15 protein-coding genes are annotated in these 19,339 nt (G+C 37.0%); 7 read left to right on the top strand and 8 right to left on the bottom strand.

Going from position 1 to position 19,339, the window contains the following annotated elements:
* Positions 1–18 precede the first annotated feature (18 nt).
* Both katG and AEQSU_RS06860 read left to right on the top strand, forming a co-directional pair.
* Positions 19–2,295 carry a catalase/peroxidase HPI gene (gene katG, locus AEQSU_RS06865; protein WP_014782137.1) on the top strand — a complete coding sequence of 759 codons (2,277 nt, stop codon included), beginning with the start codon at positions 19–21 and terminating at the stop codon, positions 2,293–2,295.
* A 144-nt stretch (positions 2,296–2,439) separates the two neighbouring features.
* Complete coding sequence (locus AEQSU_RS06860; protein ID WP_014782136.1) at positions 2,440–3,219, top strand: amidohydrolase; 780 nt, start codon at positions 2,440–2,442, stop codon at positions 3,217–3,219.
* On the opposite strand, the gene AEQSU_RS06855 is transcribed toward AEQSU_RS06860, so the two are convergent.
* Both AEQSU_RS06855 and AEQSU_RS06850 read right to left on the bottom strand, forming a co-directional pair.
* A complete protein-coding gene (locus tag AEQSU_RS06855) occupies positions 3,206–4,810 on the bottom strand; it encodes an Ig-like domain-containing domain (protein WP_014782135.1) in 1,605 nt (534 codons plus the stop codon). The genes AEQSU_RS06860 and AEQSU_RS06855 overlap by 14 nt on opposite strands.
* Before the next feature lie 98 nt (positions 4,811–4,908).
* Positions 4,909–5,571 carry a ComF family protein gene (locus tag AEQSU_RS06850; RefSeq protein ID WP_014782134.1) on the bottom strand — a complete coding sequence of 221 codons (663 nt, stop codon included), beginning with the start codon at positions 5,569–5,571 and terminating at the stop codon, positions 4,909–4,911.
* Positions 5,572–5,654: 83 nt separating this feature from the next.
* Here AEQSU_RS06850 and AEQSU_RS06845 point away from each other — a divergent pair, with 83 nt between their 5' ends.
* On the top strand, positions 5,655–6,542 hold the full coding sequence (locus AEQSU_RS06845; protein WP_014782133.1) for a hypothetical protein: 888 nt from the start codon (positions 5,655–5,657) through the stop codon (positions 6,540–6,542).
* 127 nt (positions 6,543–6,669) lie between these two features.
* On the top strand, positions 6,670–8,205 hold the full coding sequence (locus tag AEQSU_RS06840; RefSeq protein WP_042492362.1) for a glycine--tRNA ligase: 1,536 nt from the start codon (positions 6,670–6,672) through the stop codon (positions 8,203–8,205).
* Between the two features lie 48 nt (positions 8,206–8,253).
* On the opposite strand, the gene AEQSU_RS06835 is transcribed toward AEQSU_RS06840, so the two are convergent.
* From AEQSU_RS06835 to AEQSU_RS06825, 3 genes are all read right to left on the bottom strand, one after another.
* Positions 8,254–8,655: a hypothetical protein gene (locus AEQSU_RS06835; protein WP_014782131.1), complete on the bottom strand. Its 402-nt coding sequence runs from the start codon at positions 8,653–8,655 to the stop codon at positions 8,254–8,256.
* Positions 8,656–8,777: 122 nt separating this feature from the next.
* On the bottom strand, positions 8,778–9,155 hold the full coding sequence (locus AEQSU_RS06830; RefSeq protein WP_014782130.1) for a hypothetical protein: 378 nt from the start codon (positions 9,153–9,155) through the stop codon (positions 8,778–8,780).
* A gap of 36 nt (positions 9,156–9,191) precedes the next feature.
* Positions 9,192–12,656, bottom strand: coding sequence for a hypothetical protein (locus AEQSU_RS06825; protein WP_014782129.1), 3,465 nt, complete (start codon positions 12,654–12,656; stop codon positions 9,192–9,194).
* Positions 12,657–12,848: 192 nt separating this feature from the next.
* Between AEQSU_RS06825 and AEQSU_RS06820 the strand changes: the two genes are divergently transcribed.
* The 3 genes from AEQSU_RS06820 (at position 12,849) to AEQSU_RS06810 (ending at position 15,170) form a co-directional block, all read left to right on the top strand.
* Positions 12,849–13,613, top strand: a complete 765-nt coding sequence (locus AEQSU_RS06820) for an exodeoxyribonuclease III (RefSeq protein WP_014782128.1) — start codon at positions 12,849–12,851, stop codon at positions 13,611–13,613.
* A gap of 60 nt (positions 13,614–13,673) precedes the next feature.
* The gene (locus AEQSU_RS06815) at positions 13,674–14,060 is read left to right on the top strand and encodes a DUF2255 family protein (protein WP_014782127.1); all 387 of its coding nucleotides are present in this window, start codon (positions 13,674–13,676) and stop codon (positions 14,058–14,060) included.
* Positions 14,061–14,132: 72 nt separating this feature from the next.
* Complete coding sequence (locus AEQSU_RS06810) at positions 14,133–15,170, top strand: NADP(H)-dependent aldo-keto reductase (protein ID WP_014782126.1); 1,038 nt, start codon at positions 14,133–14,135, stop codon at positions 15,168–15,170.
* A gap of 98 nt (positions 15,171–15,268) precedes the next feature.
* Here AEQSU_RS06810 and AEQSU_RS06805 read toward each other — a convergent pair whose 3' ends face one another.
* The 3 genes from AEQSU_RS06805 to radA all read right to left on the bottom strand — a co-directional run bounded on the left by AEQSU_RS06805 (position 15,269) and on the right by radA (position 19,230).
* Positions 15,269–16,633: an acyl-CoA dehydrogenase family protein gene (locus AEQSU_RS06805; protein WP_014782125.1), complete on the bottom strand. Its 1,365-nt coding sequence runs from the start codon at positions 16,631–16,633 to the stop codon at positions 15,269–15,271.
* 65 nt (positions 16,634–16,698) lie between these two features.
* On the bottom strand, positions 16,699–17,835 hold the full coding sequence (locus tag AEQSU_RS06800; protein WP_014782124.1) for a M23 family metallopeptidase: 1,137 nt from the start codon (positions 17,833–17,835) through the stop codon (positions 16,699–16,701).
* Positions 17,836–17,868: 33 nt separating this feature from the next.
* Complete coding sequence (gene radA / locus AEQSU_RS06795; protein WP_014782123.1) at positions 17,869–19,230, bottom strand: DNA repair protein RadA; 1,362 nt, start codon at positions 19,228–19,230, stop codon at positions 17,869–17,871.
* Between the last annotated feature and the right edge of the window lie 109 nt (positions 19,231–19,339).

The raw sequence follows: 19,339 nt of genomic DNA, 5'->3' as shown, positions 1-19,339 counted from the left end.
TTTATAAAATCTTCAATAATGGAAAACGGTAAAGACAAAAATTTTCACAAAAACGGAAATCCAAGTGGAAACACAAGTGATGTTTGGGAAATAAACGATGATAGCGCAGCACAATGCCCCTATTTCGGGAACACGCAACAACAGGTTGCCGGAGGTGGGCCAACCAACAGCGAATGGTGGCCAAATAGTTTACGATTGAATGTCCTGCGACAACAAAGTTCAAAATCGAATCCTATGGACAAAGATTTTGATTACAAAAAAGAATTTGAAAAGCTCGATTATAATGCTTTGAAAAAAGATCTGGTTCATTTAATGACAGATTCACAAGATTGGTGGCCTGCAGATTATGGTCATTACGGTGGGTTATTCATAAGAATGGCGTGGCATAGTGCCGGAACGTATCGAGTTACAGACGGCCGTGGTGGCGGAAATTCTGCCAATCAGCGTTTCGCACCTCTTAACAGTTGGCCAGATAACGGAAACCTTGATAAGGCCAGATTGCTGCTTTGGCCGATTAAACAGAAATATGGCAGAAAGATCTCTTGGGCAGATTTACTACAACTCGCCGGAAACTGCGCTTTAGAATCTATGGGTTTTAAAACATTCGGTTTTGGCGCGGGTCGACTGGACGTTTGGGAACCGGAGCAAGATGTTTACTGGGGTTCGGAAACGCAATGGCTTGGCAACGACAAAAGATATGAAGATGGACATCTTGAAAAACCATTAGCAGCAGCTCATATGGGCTTAATTTATGTAAATCCAGAAGGTCCCAACGGAGTACCAGATCCATTAGGCTCCGCTCACGATATTCGTGAAACTTTTGGTAGAATGGCTATGGACGATTATGAAACTGTGGCGTTGATTGCCGGAGGTCACACTTTTGGAAAAGCACACGGAGCTGGAGATGCTGAAAAATATGTAGATTCTGAACCAGCGGGTGCAGGCATAGAGCACCAGAGTAAAGGTTGGATTAGTAGTTATAAATCTGGCTTCGGCGACGATACAATTACCAGTGGTCTTGAAGGAGCTTGGACGCCCACTCCAGATAAATGGGATCACGAATACTTTAGGGTTTTGTTGGATTACGATTGGGAAAAAACCAAAAGCCCAGCTGGAGCTCACCAATGGAAACCAACTGCCGCTTCAAACGCATTCAAGGCGCCTATGGCTCACGACCCATCTAAAACCCAGGATCTGATGATGACCACTGCTGATATTGCGTTGAAAATGGATCCAGCCTATTTAAAAATATCAAAACATTTCCGGGATAATCCTGAGGAATTCGAAGATGCATTCGCACGAGGCTGGTATAAGTTAACACATAGAGATATGGGGCCAATTTCCCGCTATTGGGGACCTGAGGTACCAAGTGAAGAACTGCTTTGGCAAGATCCAATTCCCGAAGTAAACCATTCCTTAATTAATGATGAGGATATTGCTTCCCTTAAGAAAACAATTCTTGGTTCAGGTTTATCGATTTCCGAATTAGTTTCCACAGCTTGGGCTTCAGCGTCAACTTATCGCGGTTCAGATATGCGCGGTGGAGCAAACGGTGGAAGAATTCGTTTAGAACCGCAGAAAAATTGGGAGGTTAACAATCCTTCGCAGTTATCAAAAGTTTTGAGGAAACTTGAATCAATTCAAAATGACTTCAACAATAATCAAAGCGGCGATAAAAAAGTTTCAATGGCAGATTTAATCGTTCTTGGCGGTTGCGCAGCTATTGAAAAAGCGGCCAAAGATGCTGGACAAAATGTAACCGTTCCTTTTATACCTGGAAGAGGTGACGCATCTCAAGAACAGACTGATGTAGATTCTTTCAGACATTTGGAGCCAGTTGCGGATGGTTTCAGAAATTATTTAAAGACTGAACAACACGCTTCTTTTGAAGAATTATTGGTGGATAAATCACAGTTATTAACGCTTACTGTTCCAGAAATGACAGCACTTGTTGGCGGAATGCGCGTTTTGAAAACAAACTATGATGGATCAGATCACGGTGTATTTACAGATAAACCCGAAACTTTAACCAATGATTTCTTCGTAAATCTTCTCGATTTGGGAACTACATGGAAAGCCATTGGGAATGACGATCGAGTTTTCGAAGGACGCCATCGCGCAAGTAATACCTTTAAATGGACAGGTACAAGAGCAGATTTAATTTTCGGCTCCAACTCAGAGCTTCGGGCAATTGCGGAAGTTTATGCCTGCGAAGATTCCAAAGAAAAATTTGTTAAAGATTTTGTTACAGCTTGGAGCAAAGTGATGAATTTGGATCGCTTTGATTTGAAATAAATAGTACAGAAATTATAATTTAAAACAGAGTTGCATTTTATGTGGCTCTGTTTTTTTACTTTTATAACAAATGAAGAAACAACTTTTTGGCGCAAGAAGACAAGAGGTTTTGTTTGAAAATAAAGATTAAAAAAAAGAGCAGGTTTGAGCAAAAAATTTAAAATAACAATCATACAAAGCGAACTGCATTGGGAAAATGCCGAGGCAAATCGCGCAATGTTTTCCGAAAAAATTCAAAATATTGAAGACGAAACAGATTTAATTGTTCTTCCAGAAATGTTTACCACTGGTTTTTCAATGAACGCTAAAAAACTTGCTGAACCCAACGATGGCGAAACTTTGCAGTGGATGATTCATGAAGCACAAAAGAACAATTGTGCAATTACAGGAAGTGTTATTATTTCTGAAGAGACTAATTTTTACAACAGACTTTTTTTTGTTTTTCCAGATGGAAATTATGAAAAATATGACAAAAAACACACCTTTACGCTAGCCAAAGAAAATGAAACTTATAAGGCCGGAACCGAACGTTTAATCGTGGATTACAAAGGTTGGAAAATTTGTCCCTTGGTTTGTTATGACCTGCGTTTCCCCGTTTGGGCAAGAAATACCGAAGATTATGACGTTTTGATTTATGTTGCCAATTGGCCCAAAGTACGCACTCTTGCTTGGGATACTTTGCTCCGCGCACGAGCTATTGAAAATATAACTTATTGCATTGGCGTAAACCGCGTAGGTTTTGACGGGAACGACCACGAATACATCGGTCATTCCGCAGTTTATGATGTTTTGGGAAAACAAATTTCCACAACTTCCTATGAAAAGGAAATTATTGAAACTATAATTCTAGAGAAGGAACATATTGAAACTAACCGAAAACATCTTCAATTTCTGAATGATAGGGACGGTTTTACTTTAACGTAAAAGTTTCATTCAAACTCCAATTAGCACGCACTTCAATCTGCTTTGGGTAATAAATAATTTTTTCAGGGGCCATTCGGGTTAGGAAATTTCCTGCATCCCATCTTCCATTTTGGTTATCGTCGTAAATGATTCTTAGAAAATATTTGTCGGGAGAAAGTTCGTCAAAGTAAACATTTTTGTTTTCGTTTAAATATTCTTCCGCAACCACGTTGTACTTATTATCAACCATTTGCACCATAATTGGGAAACGATTTACGTTCATCAATGTTAAGTTCAACGTTCCATAATCTGAAATAAGTTTCGTGCTCGCCTTAAAAGCAAGTGTATCGTTCGTCTTTTCAAAAAAATCTGTCAACGCGCCTGGAAGTAGTTGTATGGAATAGCTCTGATCTTCTTGCTTCGGAAAAAATACCTCAGCCAAATTGTAGGTTTTGTTTAGTCTAATTGAAGGTTCAATAAATGAGGAATCTTTCGTCATAATCTGAAATTTTTCAGCATCAAAAGATATTAATGGCGTGTTTGAACGCAATTTAAAAGTGTCTTTCAACCGTAAGGTTTCCGATTTTACTGCTGAAATTTTTAGCGAATCTTTATAAAGTTCACGCATTCGAACCGTTGCTGTATCAATTTTATTTCCATTCGCAACTTTAAAAATCAGGGAATCAGCTTTAATTGAAGGTTTAAACCAATAGTGAAGCGTGTCTTTCTTTTCGTCTTTAAAAGTTGTGGCAACATAATCTTGTGGTTTTTCAGAAAGTAATTCAATTTTTAAATTGTCTGTGCGTCCTTCATAACCAAAAATGATGTGATTTTTGGCAATCTGACTTGGTCTTGCAAGTTTGTATGCCGGTGTTTCTTTAAAAAGTGTTAAAGAATATGTGGAATCTGAGGGTACAGAAATCAGGTCTTTTACAAACCCAATTTTATCATTCTTCGGCTGAAAAGTGTAGTCGTTATTTTTTTCATTCAACGCAAGTAATAGGTATTTTCCTTCCTTTAAATTAGTAAGTTCAAAAGTGCCCGTGCTGTCTTTTGTAATGGTTATGTAGGTTGGTTTTTCGGAATAAACCAAGGAATCCTTAAAGGCTTCATTTGCTTCATAAAGCATTACGGTTGTTGGAATTTCTGGAGCAATAAGTTGGGCATCTTTCACTTTTCCTGAAACAGTTAAACTATCTATATAACTTCCGGTGGAAAAAATGTATTTAAAATAATCAAACTGGTTTCCTTCGTTATTGTCCACAATACTCTTTCCAAAGTTGAAGGAATACGTTGTGTTCGGTTTCAAAGTATCCAACAATTTAATTTTCAATGTTTTTGAAGTACTGAGCGGAGTGATTATAGGCGTGTACTTCATCGGTGGCGAAATGATGAGTTCTTTGGTAAGATCTTTTAGTTTGATGTATTCATCAAAACGAATTTCAATTTCATCTCCAGTAAAATTTGTACTGTAGTTCTCTGGAGTACTTCTTACAATTACAGGCGGAATGGTATCTCGTGGCCCACCAGAAGGGTTTCCTTTTTTTGCACAATCTATAAAAGAGAGCATAAACAGTAACGCAATGGGTATATAAAGAAGACGGTGTTTCAAAGTAAAGGGTTAATTATTATTTGTTAAAAGTTAATTGTAGCGCTACCAAATTGATTTTTCAAAAATAAACAATAACCAATTACTATTTCCAAATTACTTTAGGTTGTTGCAATTGTGGCAATGCTGATACTCACGTTTTCGCCTTTCAGCAATTGTAATCCACATTTTTCCAGCGTGGCGCCGGTGGTAATAATATCATCTACTAACAAAATATGTTTGTCTTTAATTGCTTCAATATTTTGAACAGTAAATTCTTCTTCAGCTTCAAAACGAAGGATTCTTGTTTTAAAAACCTGTGATCCTGATTTGGAAATTTTTATCAAAACATCATCCCGATACGGAACATTTAGAGCTAAAGCAATTTCTTTTCCAAAGCCTTCCACTTGATTGTAGCCGCGTTTCTTCAGCTTTTGTTTATGCAAGGGTACTGGAATTACCATTTCTATTTCATTATAAGCAGAATTTTCAGCTAATTCCGCTCCTAGCCATTTTCCGAAGAAATAGCTCACTTCATTCTTCCCTCGGTATTTTAAATTGTGTAATAATTCCTGTGTAAGGCCCCTTTTTTGAAAATAAACTAGGGCTGTGGCGTTTTTTACTAAAAATCTTCCATAGAATTTATCTTTCAACATTTCACTGTCTGTTTTGTGGAAGGAAGCCACTGGAAGCGAGTGAATACAATCCATACAGAGCGTTTCCTCTCCCTTAAGAAGCAGTTCTTTACACCCAACACAAACTTTCGGAAATAGTAGATTTAACATATTTTAAGAATTTTTACCATTTTGTAAACGTTTGTTAAAGAAATACCTACCTACATTTGTCGCTTAAACTTAACTTATTAACTATGAGTACTGAAAACGAAAATAATAGCGGCAAATTCAAGATCCTGATTGGAGTTCTTTCTGTTTTGTTAATAGCGTTAGCGGTTTATACCGTAACATTATTCAACGACAATAAATCTACGGTTTCAAATCTAGAAACGCAAAAAGCAGATATTGAACAGGAATTGCAAGGTCTTATTGCTAATTATGATGAAGTAATAAAGGATAACGAGCTTAAAGATAAAGATTTACTAGCTGCACGAGAAAGAATTACAGTGCTTTTAGACTCTGTTAAAGGCGCAAAAGCGAATATTGGATTGATTGAAAGATATAAAGCTGAAGTAGGCAGACTTAAACAAGAGCGCGTTATGCTCTTTAAACGTGCCGATAGCTTAATAGCTGCCAACAAACAACTGGCAATGGAGCGTGATAGCACCTATACTGAATTAAGCAATACTAGGATGGTTGTAGATTCAGTGAACCAAGAAAACATGGCGATGAACGAAACCATTAAAAAAGGTTCTATCGTTAAAGCCACAGATCTTCGTGGAGAAGCCGTTATTATTAGAAATAGTGGTAAAGTTGTTGACACAAAACGTTCCAGCAGAGCAGATAAAATCAGAGCTTGCTTTACATTAGCTCCTAATACCATTGCCAAAAAAGGTGATAGAATACTTTACGTTCAAGTAGTAAATCCAAAAGGTAAAATGATGGGTGACAATACCGTAAAGCAATTTGAGGACACAAACCTAAATTATAGCGCCTCTACAAATGTTTTCTATGAAAATGATGAACTGGATGTTTGTATTCTTGTAAATGCATCAGAAACAAACCTCGTTGAAGGAAGATACACCATCAATCTTTTTGACGGTCCTTCCCAAATTGGAACGACTACTATGGAGCTTAAATAGGCTACTATTCTAATAAAAGAGAAATTAAATTATTTTAAAAGACCATCGCATTAAATGTGATGGTCTTTTTCTTTGGAAAAAACAATCTCCACCTTTGGGAGTTGGGGGAATTTCCTATTTTTGCGCTATGGCAAACAATGAAGATCAATTCAAAAAAGTAGTCTCCCACGCAAAGGAGTACGGTTATATTTTTGCATCTAGCGAAATCTACGACGGTTTAAGCGCCGTTTATGATTACGCTCAAAACGGTGTAGAACTAAAGAAAAACATTCGGGAATATTGGTGGCGCAGTATGGTATATATGCACCAGAATATTGTGGGAATAGATTCTGCAATATTGATGCATCCCACAACTTGGAAGGCTTCTGGCCACGTTGATGCTTTCAACGACCCGTTGATAGACAATAAAGATTCCAAAAAAAGATATCGCGCCGATGTTCTTATTGAAGATCACGCCGAAAAAATTTATCAAAAAGCTCAAAAAGAAATTGAAAAAGCCAGAAAACGTTTTGGCGAAAGTTTTGACGAAGAACAGTATTGCGCAACAAACGAGCGCGTTATTAATTATCTAGCCGAAAACCGAAGAATTTTAGAGCGAATGGGCAAATCTTTAGGAAACGAAGATCTTGCCGATGTAAAAGCTTTGATTGATGAACTTGAAATAGCAGATCCTGAAACCGGTTCAAAAAACTGGACTGAGGTGCGACAATTCAACCTGATGTTCGGAACAAAATTGGGAGCTTCCGCAGAAAGCGCGATGGATCTTTACCTTCGTCCGGAAACCGCTCAAGGTATTTTTGTAAACTTCTTAAATGTGCAAAAAAGCGGAAGGATGAAAATTCCATTCGGAATTGCGCAGACTGGAAAAGCTTTTAGAAACGAAATTGTGGCCCGCCAATTCATCTTCCGTATGCGCGAATTTGAGCAGATGGAAATGCAATTCTTTGTGCGTCCAGGTGATGAAATGAAATGGTATGAATACTGGAAAAAAACCCGTTTAAATTGGCATCTTTCTTTAGGTATGGGAGCAGAAAACTACCGCTTTCACGACCATGAAAAATTAGCACATTACGCAAATGCTGCTGCAGATATTGAATTTAACTTTCCTTTCGGCTTTAAAGAATTGGAAGGAATTCACTCCAGAACCGATTTCGATTTAAAAGCACACGAAAAATTTTCCGGTAAAAAATTACAATTTTTTGATCCCGAATTGAATGAAAGCTACGTACCTTATGTAGTTGAAACCTCTATCGGTTTGGACAGAATGTTCCTTGCCGTTTTGAGTAATTCACTTCAAGATGAAACTTTAGAAGACGGAAGCATTCGTACCGTTTTAAAACTTCCAGCAATTTTAGCACCCGTAAAAGCAGCTGTTTTACCATTGATAAAAAGAGATGGTTTGCCAGAAATCGCACAAAAAATAATTGACGATTTGCAGTGGGATTACAACGTGATTTATGATGAAAAAGATGCCGTTGGAAGACGTTACCGTCGCCAAGATGCCGTTGGAACACCGTTCTGTATAACCGTGGATCACCGAACTATAGAGGATAATACCGTTACTATCCGTTATAGAGATTCAATGGAACAGGAACGTATTAAAATTGAAGAAATTTCTGAAAAAATGAAGGAAACCATTTCATTCAAGAATTGGATTTCTTAATAATTTTGTAAGCTGTTAATTTTATAAACTGAAAAGGAAAATATTAATTTATTTTCCTTTTTTTATATCAACTAATTCCACTGGATTAGCCTTTTCACAACGATTCATTCTTCGAAGACCATTGAATTTTATCCAAACTTTTTGACCATCCTTTTTGTAGTTTTCTTCTAAATTGGTTGGATCCAAATAATAAAATTCCTTAGCATCACTCATCATTTTTATAGTATAAGGACAATCGCCTTCTCTGTCAGAATATTCAATGGTTCCCAACTTATATCCAGCAGCCTTCATTTTTTGTGAATTCATTATTTCATTATTTGTCGTAGTTACCGTGGTGGATGTTGTTTCAGAAGTTGTTTGGGAAGTAGTATTAGTTTGCTTTTGCTTTTCTGCGGTGCCACAGGAAAGGATCAGTGTTGAAAAAATTGCGAAGGCTGTCTTTAAAATCATTCCGTTAGGTTTTAAAATGAATTTTGAAGATACAAAAACTAGCTGTTTCAACTTAGATTTTAGAGATATTTTGTGATAAAAAAAAGACGTTTATAAAATGAAGAACGTATTCAGCTTTTATCTTATTCATCACGATTTTCTATTTCAATAATACTTACGGGAGCGGCTTTTTCACAGCGGTTCATACGTCCCAATCCTCCAAATTTTACCCAAACGGTTTGTCCATTTCTTTTAAAATTTTCATTCAAATTTATTGGATCAACATAGTAAAAATCCTTTTCGCCATCTTTTAGTTGAATGGTGTATTCACAATCATCCGCCAATTCTGAATATATAATTCTGCCTGGCAAATAACCTTCCGCCATTTTTGCTTTATTGTAGATTTTTTTGGCCTCAATTTCTGCAGGACTGTTTGTTTCAATATTTTGTGATTGATTTTGCCCAACGCCGCAAGAAAATATGATTGACGAAAAAATTATGATCCCTATTTTTGAAAACATTTTTAGAAGTTTATATGATTTATGAAGATACAAAAATTAAAAATACGCCCGCAACTGCAAACTTCCCGTATGCACGGTTTTTGTAGTTTCACTTTTCCTTCCAAAATACGAAAGATTTGCATCCAAATATTTTGTTATCCGTTTTTGAAAAAGTAACCGCCAAGTAAAATTAGTTCCCGGCTGCAAACCTTCTAACATTTGGTAAGCCACTGGTGAAAAGGGACTGCCTTCAAATTTGTTGTCTATATAATTAAATTCACCGTTAAAGGAAATTTTTTCAGCATTAGTATATGCGAAGGAAAAACCAATAGTTTGTTGGTTCAACTTTTCCAAGTTGCCCAATTGGTTTTCTTGGTTTGCGAATTCATAAAATACATCGAAACGCGCTTGCTGACTGAATAAATAGGAAAGTTTAGGGTTGAATTCATATTTGTTCAAAAGATAATTTCGGTTAGCAAAATTCTCTGAAAGACTTTCATTACTGCCTTTAGCACCTTTCAAATTCAGCAGCCAACTTTCCAAAAACTTATGGTTGAAATTAAGTTGATGACTTTCTAACTGATTTCGTTGTAAACCCACGGCCAGCAAGTTATCGCTAGATGTAGATATATAAGTATAGCTCGTGGTATAACGCTGTTTTCCGCGGTTAAAAAACAGCGCATTTCTAAAATTTAAGGTCAATCCTAACTGGTCATCGCCTCCATCTTTAAACGGATTTATATTAAATCCATCACTTTTTCGCTTCACTTTTCGATCCAAAACGTAGGAAGTTTGATTGTAAAAATGTGAAAGCACTTTTTTGAATCCTTCCTTATCAGACCATTTTTGGGGATTCAGCGTTAAAATTTGACTGAATTTATTCTGCCTAATTTTCAAAAATATTTGGTTGGGAAGTAGGATTCGAATATACTCTGCTTGATCTTGGAATTGTGCAATTTCAAACTCTTCCAATTCCTGAATTCCGTTGTTATTGTAGTCAATCCAAGTGTAAACTCCCTGTCCCGGATCGGTTTTAATGTATGTAAATTCTTGCTGCGGAATTACTCCGCTGTTAGATTCCAAAGCCGTGTTCCAACGAATGCCTCCATCAAACAACGCCTGATTGTAAATAATTCGTGAACTAAGTGACCGTTCGGTTTCCCGTTTATTAATTATCACAGGAAGCGAGTCGTTAGGATTAAACCCGGTGCCAGTATTAGGCTCAAACTTTAAAGTTCTATAATTCGCAAAAGCGGAAAGTTGCGTGTTTTCAGTATTTATAAGTTGCGATTTTAAGTAATAGGTATTTGACGAATTCACCTTTTGAAGCAAATTGTTACGGACGCTATCATTCACCCGAAATTGATAACCCGCTTCCACAAAAACTTTTGTGCTATCCCCTATTCCTGAAAACACTTCAAAAGCACTAAATTTTTGACTTATTGGCGAAATACTATCGCGGGAAACATCTTTAATTTGATTGTCTTCCAAAGCCACTTTTCCACCAACCCAAGCTTTTTCTAAAGAATAGGTTGTGGTGTTATTTAGTCTAAAAAATTTCGAGGAAATTGAATCTGCTTTGCTATTTAAAAGACTTCCGTAGGTTAGAAATCTTAATTTTTTCAGTTTTATTGCTGAAGAGATTACGTGCCGCGTTCCGTTGAAATTTTCAGAATAATTCAAATTTTGAAATTCATAACGCCCACCACCTATTTTTGGTTTTGAAACCTCAACTCCCGAGATCACAAAACTTTGATTTCCTTTTGGATTGAGAAGGTTCCAATCACGGTTAAATTCAATATTGTAAAGTCTTTCAACGGTTCTGAAATTATTTTGCACAAAATCCAACGATCCAAAAGCTTCTACTTTTAGTGTATCTGACGTGGTTAAAACGCGTTGGTTGAAGGCTAATCTTCCCGCAAAACCGTCGTTGTCACCGTTATCAATATCACTGAAAAGATTCAAATCGTTTTGGCTGCCTGCAATTTCAAAATCTATTTTAGTCTTCTCCGAAGGATGATAACTTCCATTTAAACCGCCAACTTGTAATTTTATTGGAGCATTTAAACGAATAATTGGCTCATAATTGCCTTGCCGAATACCGTTTACGGGAGCAACATATTGAAAAATACGGCTTATGGCGTTGTTGTCGCTAATTCTATAATTTCCGTTGTTATTGCCAACAATTGAAAAACGCACGCTGAAAAGTTCATCCTCAGGATTATTGGAAAATACGAAAACCGTTTCGCCATTTATCACTTCTTTTTTATAAAGAATTTTATTCTCAGAGTAAGTATCTGGAACGGCTGAAGGGGCGCTCATCAAATCTCTATTATCACCGGCGGCCTTTAAAATGGCCACTTGTTCTTCGGTCAGGTTTTGTTGTAAAGGCTGATTTTTCGCATCGCTTTCCGAATAAACATAAACGCCCAAATCTAGATTTTCACTTGTATAATTTCCGCCACCGTAGCCAATAAAGCGTGTGTAACTTCTATCAGTATATTGATATTCCACCGAAATCCGCATATTGCTGGTTATTGGGTAGGTTGGGTTGAATTTTATTTCGCCAGCGTTGTAATCTATTACGTAATCCTCGTTCTCACCACGTTGTAAAAGCAAGCCGTTTACGTAAACCCGTTCGCTTCCGGAAACCACCAAAATATAGAGTTCGCCATTGGGACCAATTAATTTATACGGCCCTTGATTTCCTTCTTGACCAATAAATTCACTTTTTGAAAAAACGCCACGCACCAAAGCACCAGCGGCAAAAGTCGAGATTTTGGAGCCGTCTTCATTATTAAAGGTTCCGCCAAGCGAGATTCCTTGCACTTTTTTAGTAAATCTTCCAAAGTAACTATTGTTGTTTTGAAGGTCAACATCTCCCGCACGAATGTTCCAATTTTCGCCGAAAAGTTCGATGAAAATTTGATCAAATTCATTTAAACTTTGTGAATAACCGCCTTCTTGAGTTGGAATATTTGCATCTTGAATGGAGGCGCGAATGGAAACCTTATCGCTCAATTTTCCTGTGATTTGAAGGTCTAGTTCACTGTTTACAACTGCATTTTGATTGTTTCCAATCGTAATTCCTCTTGAAATACTTCCCGAAGTATTCAAACCATCAAAAGGTGTGAAAATGTTTTGATTGGTGCTTTCTTGCAACGAATATAGTTTGTCAATTTTTCCAGTATTTTCAACTATAATTTTAGGATCAAGTGCAAAATAATCCCGCGTCAAAAAATTTGGATATTGTAAATATTGAATGGTTAGCGAATCTTGTTGCTGTTGTAATTCTTCAGAAAAAATAATAATACCCTTTTTGAAATCTATCCGATAGCTAAAAGGATCCGGCGAATTACCGTCTTTATCACTTATTTGAAAACTTTTCGGGTTGATACCTGCGCTATCTATAACCACTGTATCTTTTAAAGCAATTTTTTTCTCTTTGTAATTTGAAGTAATATCCTGCGCATAGCCAGTGACGGCAATAAAAAAGATAAAAACGAGCAGGTATAACTTCATTAACTATAAAACTGAACGATTGTGTTTTTATTTTGTCGGTTATTTTATGATAACCTTTTGGGAAATTTTTAGGGTAAAAATACAATCTTATTTACTTTAGCAACGCAAAATCTCTCTGCGTACTCTATGTCTTTTTGGTGAAAATAAAAACCACAGAGGCACAGAGGCCACAAAGCACTAATTCTTTAAGATTTGAAAATAATATCATATAACGTAAACGGAATCCGCGCTGCAATGCGCAAAGGATTTATTGAATGGCTACAAGCTGCAAACCCAGACGTAATCTGTCTTCAAGAAACCAAAGCCAATTTTGACCAAGTAGAAGTTGAAGAAATTGAAAAAGCAGGCTATCCCTATCATTATTGGTACAGCGCCACAAAAAAAGGCTATAGTGGCGTTGCAATTTTTTCAAAAATAAAACCAAATCACATTGAATACGGCACTGGCATTGAATATATGGACTATGAAGGAAGAAACATTCGCGTGGATTTTGATGATGTTTCAGTGATGAGCCTGTATTTGCCAAGTGGAACAAACATTGCCCGTTTGGAACATAAGTTCACTTACATGGCCGATTTTAAGAAGTATATTGATAATTTAAAAAAAGAAATTCCTAACTTGGTTATCTGCGGCGATTACAACATTTGTCACGAAGCCATTGACATTCACGATCCTGTTAGACTAAAAAACGTTTCTGGTTTTTTACCTGTTGAAAGAGAATGGTTGGATGGGTTTATGAAAAGTGGGTTTATTGATAGCTTTCGTCATTTCAATAAAGAGCCAGACAATTATACTTGGTGGAGCTATCGCGCAAACGCCAGAAACAACAATAAAGGTTGGCGGATAGATTATAATTTAGTTTCGCAACCATTGCTAGAAAACCTAAAACGCGCTGTGATATTACCCGAAGCGATGCACAGTGACCATTGCCCGCTTTTGGTGGAGTTAGAATTTTAATAGGATTTAGACCCTAAAGGTTTTTAAAACCTTTAGGGTCTTTTCACAATTAATAAAAACATGAATTTCCCAGAAGAGTTTTATGCGCACTTAGCAACCCATAATTACACCGAAATAAAAGGTGGAACCGAAAGAGATAATTTCTTGGAAATTTGGGTAGTTTCAGTAAATAACCGTGTTTTTGCCAGAAGTTGGAACAAAAGCGCCAGAAGTTGGTTCACAGCTTTTCTTGAAAAAGGTGTTGGTCAATTAAAATATGGAGAAAAAGTGATAAATGTAAAAGGGGAAAAACTTGATGCAACTGCACCAATTCAAAAACAAATTAATCAAGCTTACTTAAAAAGATACAATCAGAAAGAAAATATCTTTTATTCCGAAGGTATTACGCAGCCAGAATATTTAGATTATACAATAGAGTTTTTTTTCGGGCAAGTAAGTCAGACCTAACAGGTTTTAGAAACCTGTTAGGTCTCTTCATCTAATTTAATTAAAAGATTCCCGCCTTCGCGGAAAATAAATATGAAATACACAACACTACCAAATACAAATATAAAAATCAGCAAACTCTGTCTAGGCACCATGACATGGGGCCAACAAAATAATGAGACTGAAGCCCACGAGCAACTCGATTTCGCCATTGATAAAGGAATCAATTTTATAGATTGTGCAGAAATGTATCCAGTTCCCGCAAACCCAAAAACGCAAGGAAAAACAGAAACTTTCATTGGAAATTGGTTAGCAAAAAAGAAGAATAGGACAGATTTAATTATCACATCAAAAATCGCGGGGCCGAGCCGAAATATGGATCACATTCGGAAACCGCTAGATTTTAGTAAAAAATCTTTAGAAGATGCCATTCATAAAAGTTTAAATAGGTTGCAAACTGAATATATCGACTTATACCAACTTCATTGGCCGGAACGCAACACCAATTATTTCGGGCAACTTGATTATACGCACAAAGAAGACGAAGCTTGGAAGGATAATTTTGCTGAAGTACTTCAGCATTTAGAAGAATTTGTTCAGGCAGGAAAAATTAGACACATTGGGATTTCAAACGAAACACCATTTGGAGTAATGCGCTGTATCGAAGAATCACGAAAAGGAAAATTGAAGATTGCTTCCGTTCAAAATCCTTATAACTTGGTGAATAGAAAAGATGAAATTGGTTTGAGTGAAATTCTTCAGCGAGAAAATATTGGGTATTTGGCATACTCGCCTTTAGGTTTTGGAACCCTCACTGGAAAATATTTAAACGGAAAGGCTAATGAAAATTCACGAATCAATCAGTTCAAACAATACAGTCGCTATGCGAGCAAACAAGCCTTTGAAGCAACTGAAAAATATTTTGAAATTGCAAAAAAACACAATCTGAGTTTCGCGCAATTATCATTAGCATTTATTCTTCAGAAGAAATTTGTAACGGCTCCAATTATTGGAGCAACATCCATAAAACAACTTTCAGAAAATATTGGAAGTGTCCATGTTTCGCTTTCCAAAGATATTTTGAAAGAAATTGACGCGGTGCACAATCAAATCCCTAATCCGGCACCCTAAAAACTTTCCAGGTTTCTTTTAAATGAAAATCCAAAAATTCATTAATTTCCCGCCCTATTATTAAACTCAAACCTAGAAGGTTTAAGCTAAATCTTGACTTAAACAAACGCACTATATCCAGTAATAGCACGACCTACAATCAAGGTGTTAATTTCTTTGGTGCCTTCATAACTGTAAATCGCTTCGGCATCTGCCACAAAACGAGCAACATCATATTGTAGTAAAATTCCGTTACCACCCATAACTTCGCGAGCTTGACTCACCACATCGCGGGTTCTCATACTGCAAAATACTTTGGCGAGGGAAGCGTGTTCATCCGTTAACAAACCTTCATCTTGCAATTCTGAAAGACGAAAACACAATGTTTGCATCGCTGTTAGATTGGCAACCATTTCTACCAAATGATTCTGAACTAATTGATAAGAAGCAATAGGTTTTCCAAATTGTTCACGTTTTTTTGTGTATTTCAGCGCCGCTTCATAAGCACCGCGAGCGCAACCAACAGCCTGCCAAGCAACACCAGCACGAGTCATTCTTAAGACTTTGGCAGTATCTTTAAAAGAGTCACATTTTTGAAGTCTATCACTTTCTGGCACACGACAATCAGTCATTGTAATTAACGCATTTTGAACGGTGCGGAGGGCCATTTTGTTTTCAATTTTTTCAGCTACGAATCCAGGATTTCCTTTTCGTACTAAAAATCCTTTTACTTGATCTGAAGCTTCGTCACGTGCCCAAATGATGGTCACATCTGCAAATGTTGCATTTCCAATCCATTTCTTTTGTCCGTTTAAAACCCATTCATCGCCTTCTTGTCTGCACGTTGTTCCCAAACCTCCAGCAACTGCAGAACCCACTTCAGGTTCGGTCAAACCAAAAGCTCCAATAAGTTCCATTTTGGCCATTTTGGGAAGCCATTCTTGTTTTTGTTCTTCACTTCCGCAGATATAAATTGAACCCATTGCCAAACCACTATGAACCCCAAAAAATGTAGAAATAGAAACGTCAACACGTGCAAGTTCCATCGCTATTATACCTTCCATCACATAGTTTTCGTCTGGCGTTCCGTAACCTTTATAAGTAAGTCCGCAAATATTTAATTCTGCCATTTTGGGAATAATTTGAAACGGAAACTCAGCTTTGTTCCAGTATTCATTGGCTATCGGCTTTATTTCGTCCTCCATAAAATTGCGGACTTTTATTTGAAGTTCGCGTTGCTGCGGGCTTAATTTTAAAGCCATATCATAGAAATCGCCATCGATAGGAGGAAGTTTATGTTGGCCTTTTTTCCCGCCTTTGTGTTTAAGCATTTTCATTAAACCCGCCAATTGACGATCGTCGAGCTCACCAACGGTTTTCATGATTTCGGAAAGATCTACTTTTTGCGAAAGTTTGCCTAGTGCATCAAGATCAATATCTTTCATTAAATGAAGGGTCTGTTTTATTTTGGAAAAGATGGACATGATAGTTTTTTAGAATTGAATTCTAAAGATACTATTAAGCAATTTCGCTTATGTCTAAAAAAAAGTTAATTCAAAGGAAGTTCATTCAAAAATGATTGATTTATGAAACCTTTCAAGCTATCACGTGTTTGAATATGAAACCAATCTTGATTTTTCCCAAGCACCAAAACGGTATCATTTTTCTTTAAAGTGGCTAATTGTTCAAAAACCGAAGCTGGACCTTTGTGCAGCTCGGCTCTGTTTTTAAAGATAAAACCTTTCACAACTTTTGAAATATCTTTCACTTGTTGTACATCCGCCATTTTTATATACGGATAAGGATTTACTGCTCCATTTTTTCTATAAATTCCAAAATGGAGATGTGGCGCTGTAGTTATAGCATTGCCTGAATTGCCAACAAAACCGAGGGTATCGCCAGTTTTCACTCTTTTCCCGGTAGTAACGGCTATGCTGTCCAGATGTGCATAATACACTCTTTTACCAAAAATTCCGTCCATTAGCCAAACTTGTTTTCCACCCAAACCGTGTTCGCCGGTTGAAGTAATTCTACCATCAGAAACTGCAACAACTGGAGTTCCTCTAGCTGCAAAAATATCTACACCTTCGTGCGAACGGCTTCCTTCGCCACGAGGATCGGCCCAAAAACTTTGTACACTTTTATTAGTCCCACCGCTCACGGGGAAAAAATACATTGGTTCTGCATAAATTTTAATAATGAAGGGAATTTGTCGCTTCATTTCAGGTTGAACGACAACTTTATAAACGGCAGATTTATCAATTTCGAAAGCAAGCGAAGCACTTTTAGCTTCGGAACTTTTTACAAGTTTAAACACTTTTAAAGAATCGCTTTTCTGCTGAAAAAGATCTATAAAAACGGAAGCCGAATCGGGTTGTTTTTCAACTTGAACAACAATACGTTCGCCTTCTTTCAACTGCATATTATAACTGTAAACGTTGAAGTTTTCTTCAGAAAAAATTCCACTTTCAGAATACGGTAACGTAATTTGAATATTGTCTTCCTTGGAGTTTTCAAAAGCCTTTTTCCATTGAAGCAAAAGAGAATCATTTTTTGAAAAATTGCGTTCGTAAACTTCGCGTGCAGTTGGTTGCACGAATATATCAGCTGCCTTTCGAATTTCTTCTTTACAGCTTGTAATTAGTATTCCCAGAAGAATTAATGTGAAAAGGATTCTCAAATTCATAGCGATTCCAAAGTAAAAGAAATTATACCAAAATCAACCAAAAAGATGATGAACCACATCGTGTACTTTCGCAACTTTAATGATGTTGATGTGAAAATTGTTCTTCGGAATTTTGCAATATTTCGAAATTACAATAGAAGTGAAACCGAGTTTTTCAGCTTCCAATATACGCTGCTCTACGCGTGTTACGGGACGTACTTCGCCTGCCAAACCAACCTCAGCGGCAAAGCAAAGACGTTTGTCTATGGCAATGTCTATGTTTGAAGAAAGCACGGCGGCAACCACAGCCAAATCAATTGCTGGATCGTCAACCGTAATTCCGCCAGTTACATTTAGAAAAACATCTTTTGCGCCCAGTTTGAAACCCGCTCGTTTTTCCAAAACGGCAAGAATCATATTCAGACGTTTTGCGTTGTAACCTGTGGCGCTTCGTTGTGGCGTTCCATAAACGGCGCTGCTTACCAAAGCTTGGATTTCAATCATCAACGGACGCATTCCCTCCAATGTTGCAGAAATTGCGGTGCCGCTTAAATCTTCGTCGTTCTTCGATATTAATATTTCCGAAGGATTTGAAACTTCGCGTAGACCACTGCCCTGCATTTCGTAAATACCTAATTCATTAGTACTTCCAAAGCGGTTTTTATTAGCGCGTAGAATTCTGTAAATATGGTTTCGGTCGCCTTCAAATTGCAAAACGGTATCTACCATATGTTCCAAAATTTTTGGCCCGGCGATGTTTCCGTCTTTGGTAATGTGACCTATTAAAATGACTGGTGTTGCGGTTTCTTTTGCAAATTTTATTAGCTCCGCGGCAGCTTCACGAATTTGAGAAATACTTCCGGCAGTGCTTTCAATGGCATCTGTGTGCAAGGTTTGTATGGAATCAATAACCACAATATCTGGTTCAATTTCTTCAATAATTCTGAAGATATTCTGGGTTTTTGTTTCAGTTAAAATGAAACAATTTTCAGAAATGGGTTGAATACGTTCTGCCCTCATTTTTATTTGCTGGGCGCTTTCCTCTCCTGAAACATAAAGCGTTTTATAAGGGAGTTGCAATGCTATTTGAAGCATTAAGGTGCTTTTTCCAATTCCGGGTTCGCCGCCTAAAAGAGTTAATGAACCAGGAACCAAACCGCCACCAAGCACTCTGTTTAATTCGTTATTTTTTGTATTTAAACGCGCTTCAGATTGAGTAGAAATTTCTGAAATTCGTTGCGGTTTCGAAACTCTTTTTGAAGTATTTTCGGAAGATTTCCAGCTTACTTTTTCAGCTTTTTGTATAACTTCTTCTGCGATAGTATTCCATTCTTTGCAGGAATTGCACTGTCCTTGCCATTTGTCAAATTGTGCACCACAATTTTGACAGAAAAAGGTTGATTTTGTTTTGGCCATAATTGAAAAGGTAAAGATACATCATTTTCTGTGCTCCCTAATTTCTGAAAACAAGACAAAAATTATTTTAGCAAACTCCATTCTCACAAAATAATAGCTTATTCAATAT

It is taken from the genome of Aequorivita sublithincola DSM 14238 (assembly GCF_000265385.1).
Classification (GTDB): domain Bacteria; phylum Bacteroidota; class Bacteroidia; order Flavobacteriales; family Flavobacteriaceae; genus Aequorivita; species Aequorivita sublithincola.
This window is presented reverse-complemented; position numbering and strand designations above follow the sequence as displayed.

Excerpts from the sequence above, each read along its gene's own strand:
- katG (WP_014782137.1), top strand. The coding sequence starts at position 19 with ATGGAAAACGGTAAAGACAAAAATTTTCACAAAAACGGAAATCCAAGT.
- AEQSU_RS06850 (WP_014782134.1), bottom strand. The coding sequence starts at position 5,571 with ATGTTAAATCTACTATTTCCGAAAGTTTGTGTTGGGTGTAAAGAACTG.
- AEQSU_RS06845 (WP_014782133.1), top strand. The coding sequence starts at position 5,655 with ATGAGTACTGAAAACGAAAATAATAGCGGCAAATTCAAGATCCTGATT.
- AEQSU_RS06840 (WP_042492362.1), top strand. The coding sequence starts at position 6,670 with ATGGCAAACAATGAAGATCAATTCAAAAAAGTAGTCTCCCACGCAAAG.
- AEQSU_RS06835 (WP_014782131.1), bottom strand. The coding sequence starts at position 8,655 with ATGATTTTAAAGACAGCCTTCGCAATTTTTTCAACACTGATCCTTTCC.
- AEQSU_RS06830 (WP_014782130.1), bottom strand. The coding sequence starts at position 9,155 with ATGTTTTCAAAAATAGGGATCATAATTTTTTCGTCAATCATATTTTCT.
- AEQSU_RS06825 (WP_014782129.1), bottom strand. The coding sequence starts at position 12,656 with ATGAAGTTATACCTGCTCGTTTTTATCTTTTTTATTGCCGTCACTGGC.
- AEQSU_RS06815 (WP_014782127.1), top strand. The coding sequence starts at position 13,674 with ATGAATTTCCCAGAAGAGTTTTATGCGCACTTAGCAACCCATAATTAC.
- AEQSU_RS06810 (WP_014782126.1), top strand. The coding sequence starts at position 14,133 with ATGAAATACACAACACTACCAAATACAAATATAAAAATCAGCAAACTC.
- AEQSU_RS06805 (WP_014782125.1), bottom strand. The coding sequence starts at position 16,633 with ATGTCCATCTTTTCCAAAATAAAACAGACCCTTCATTTAATGAAAGAT.
- AEQSU_RS06800 (WP_014782124.1), bottom strand. The coding sequence starts at position 17,835 with ATGAATTTGAGAATCCTTTTCACATTAATTCTTCTGGGAATACTAATT.
- radA (WP_014782123.1), bottom strand. The coding sequence starts at position 19,230 with ATGGCCAAAACAAAATCAACCTTTTTCTGTCAAAATTGTGGTGCACAA.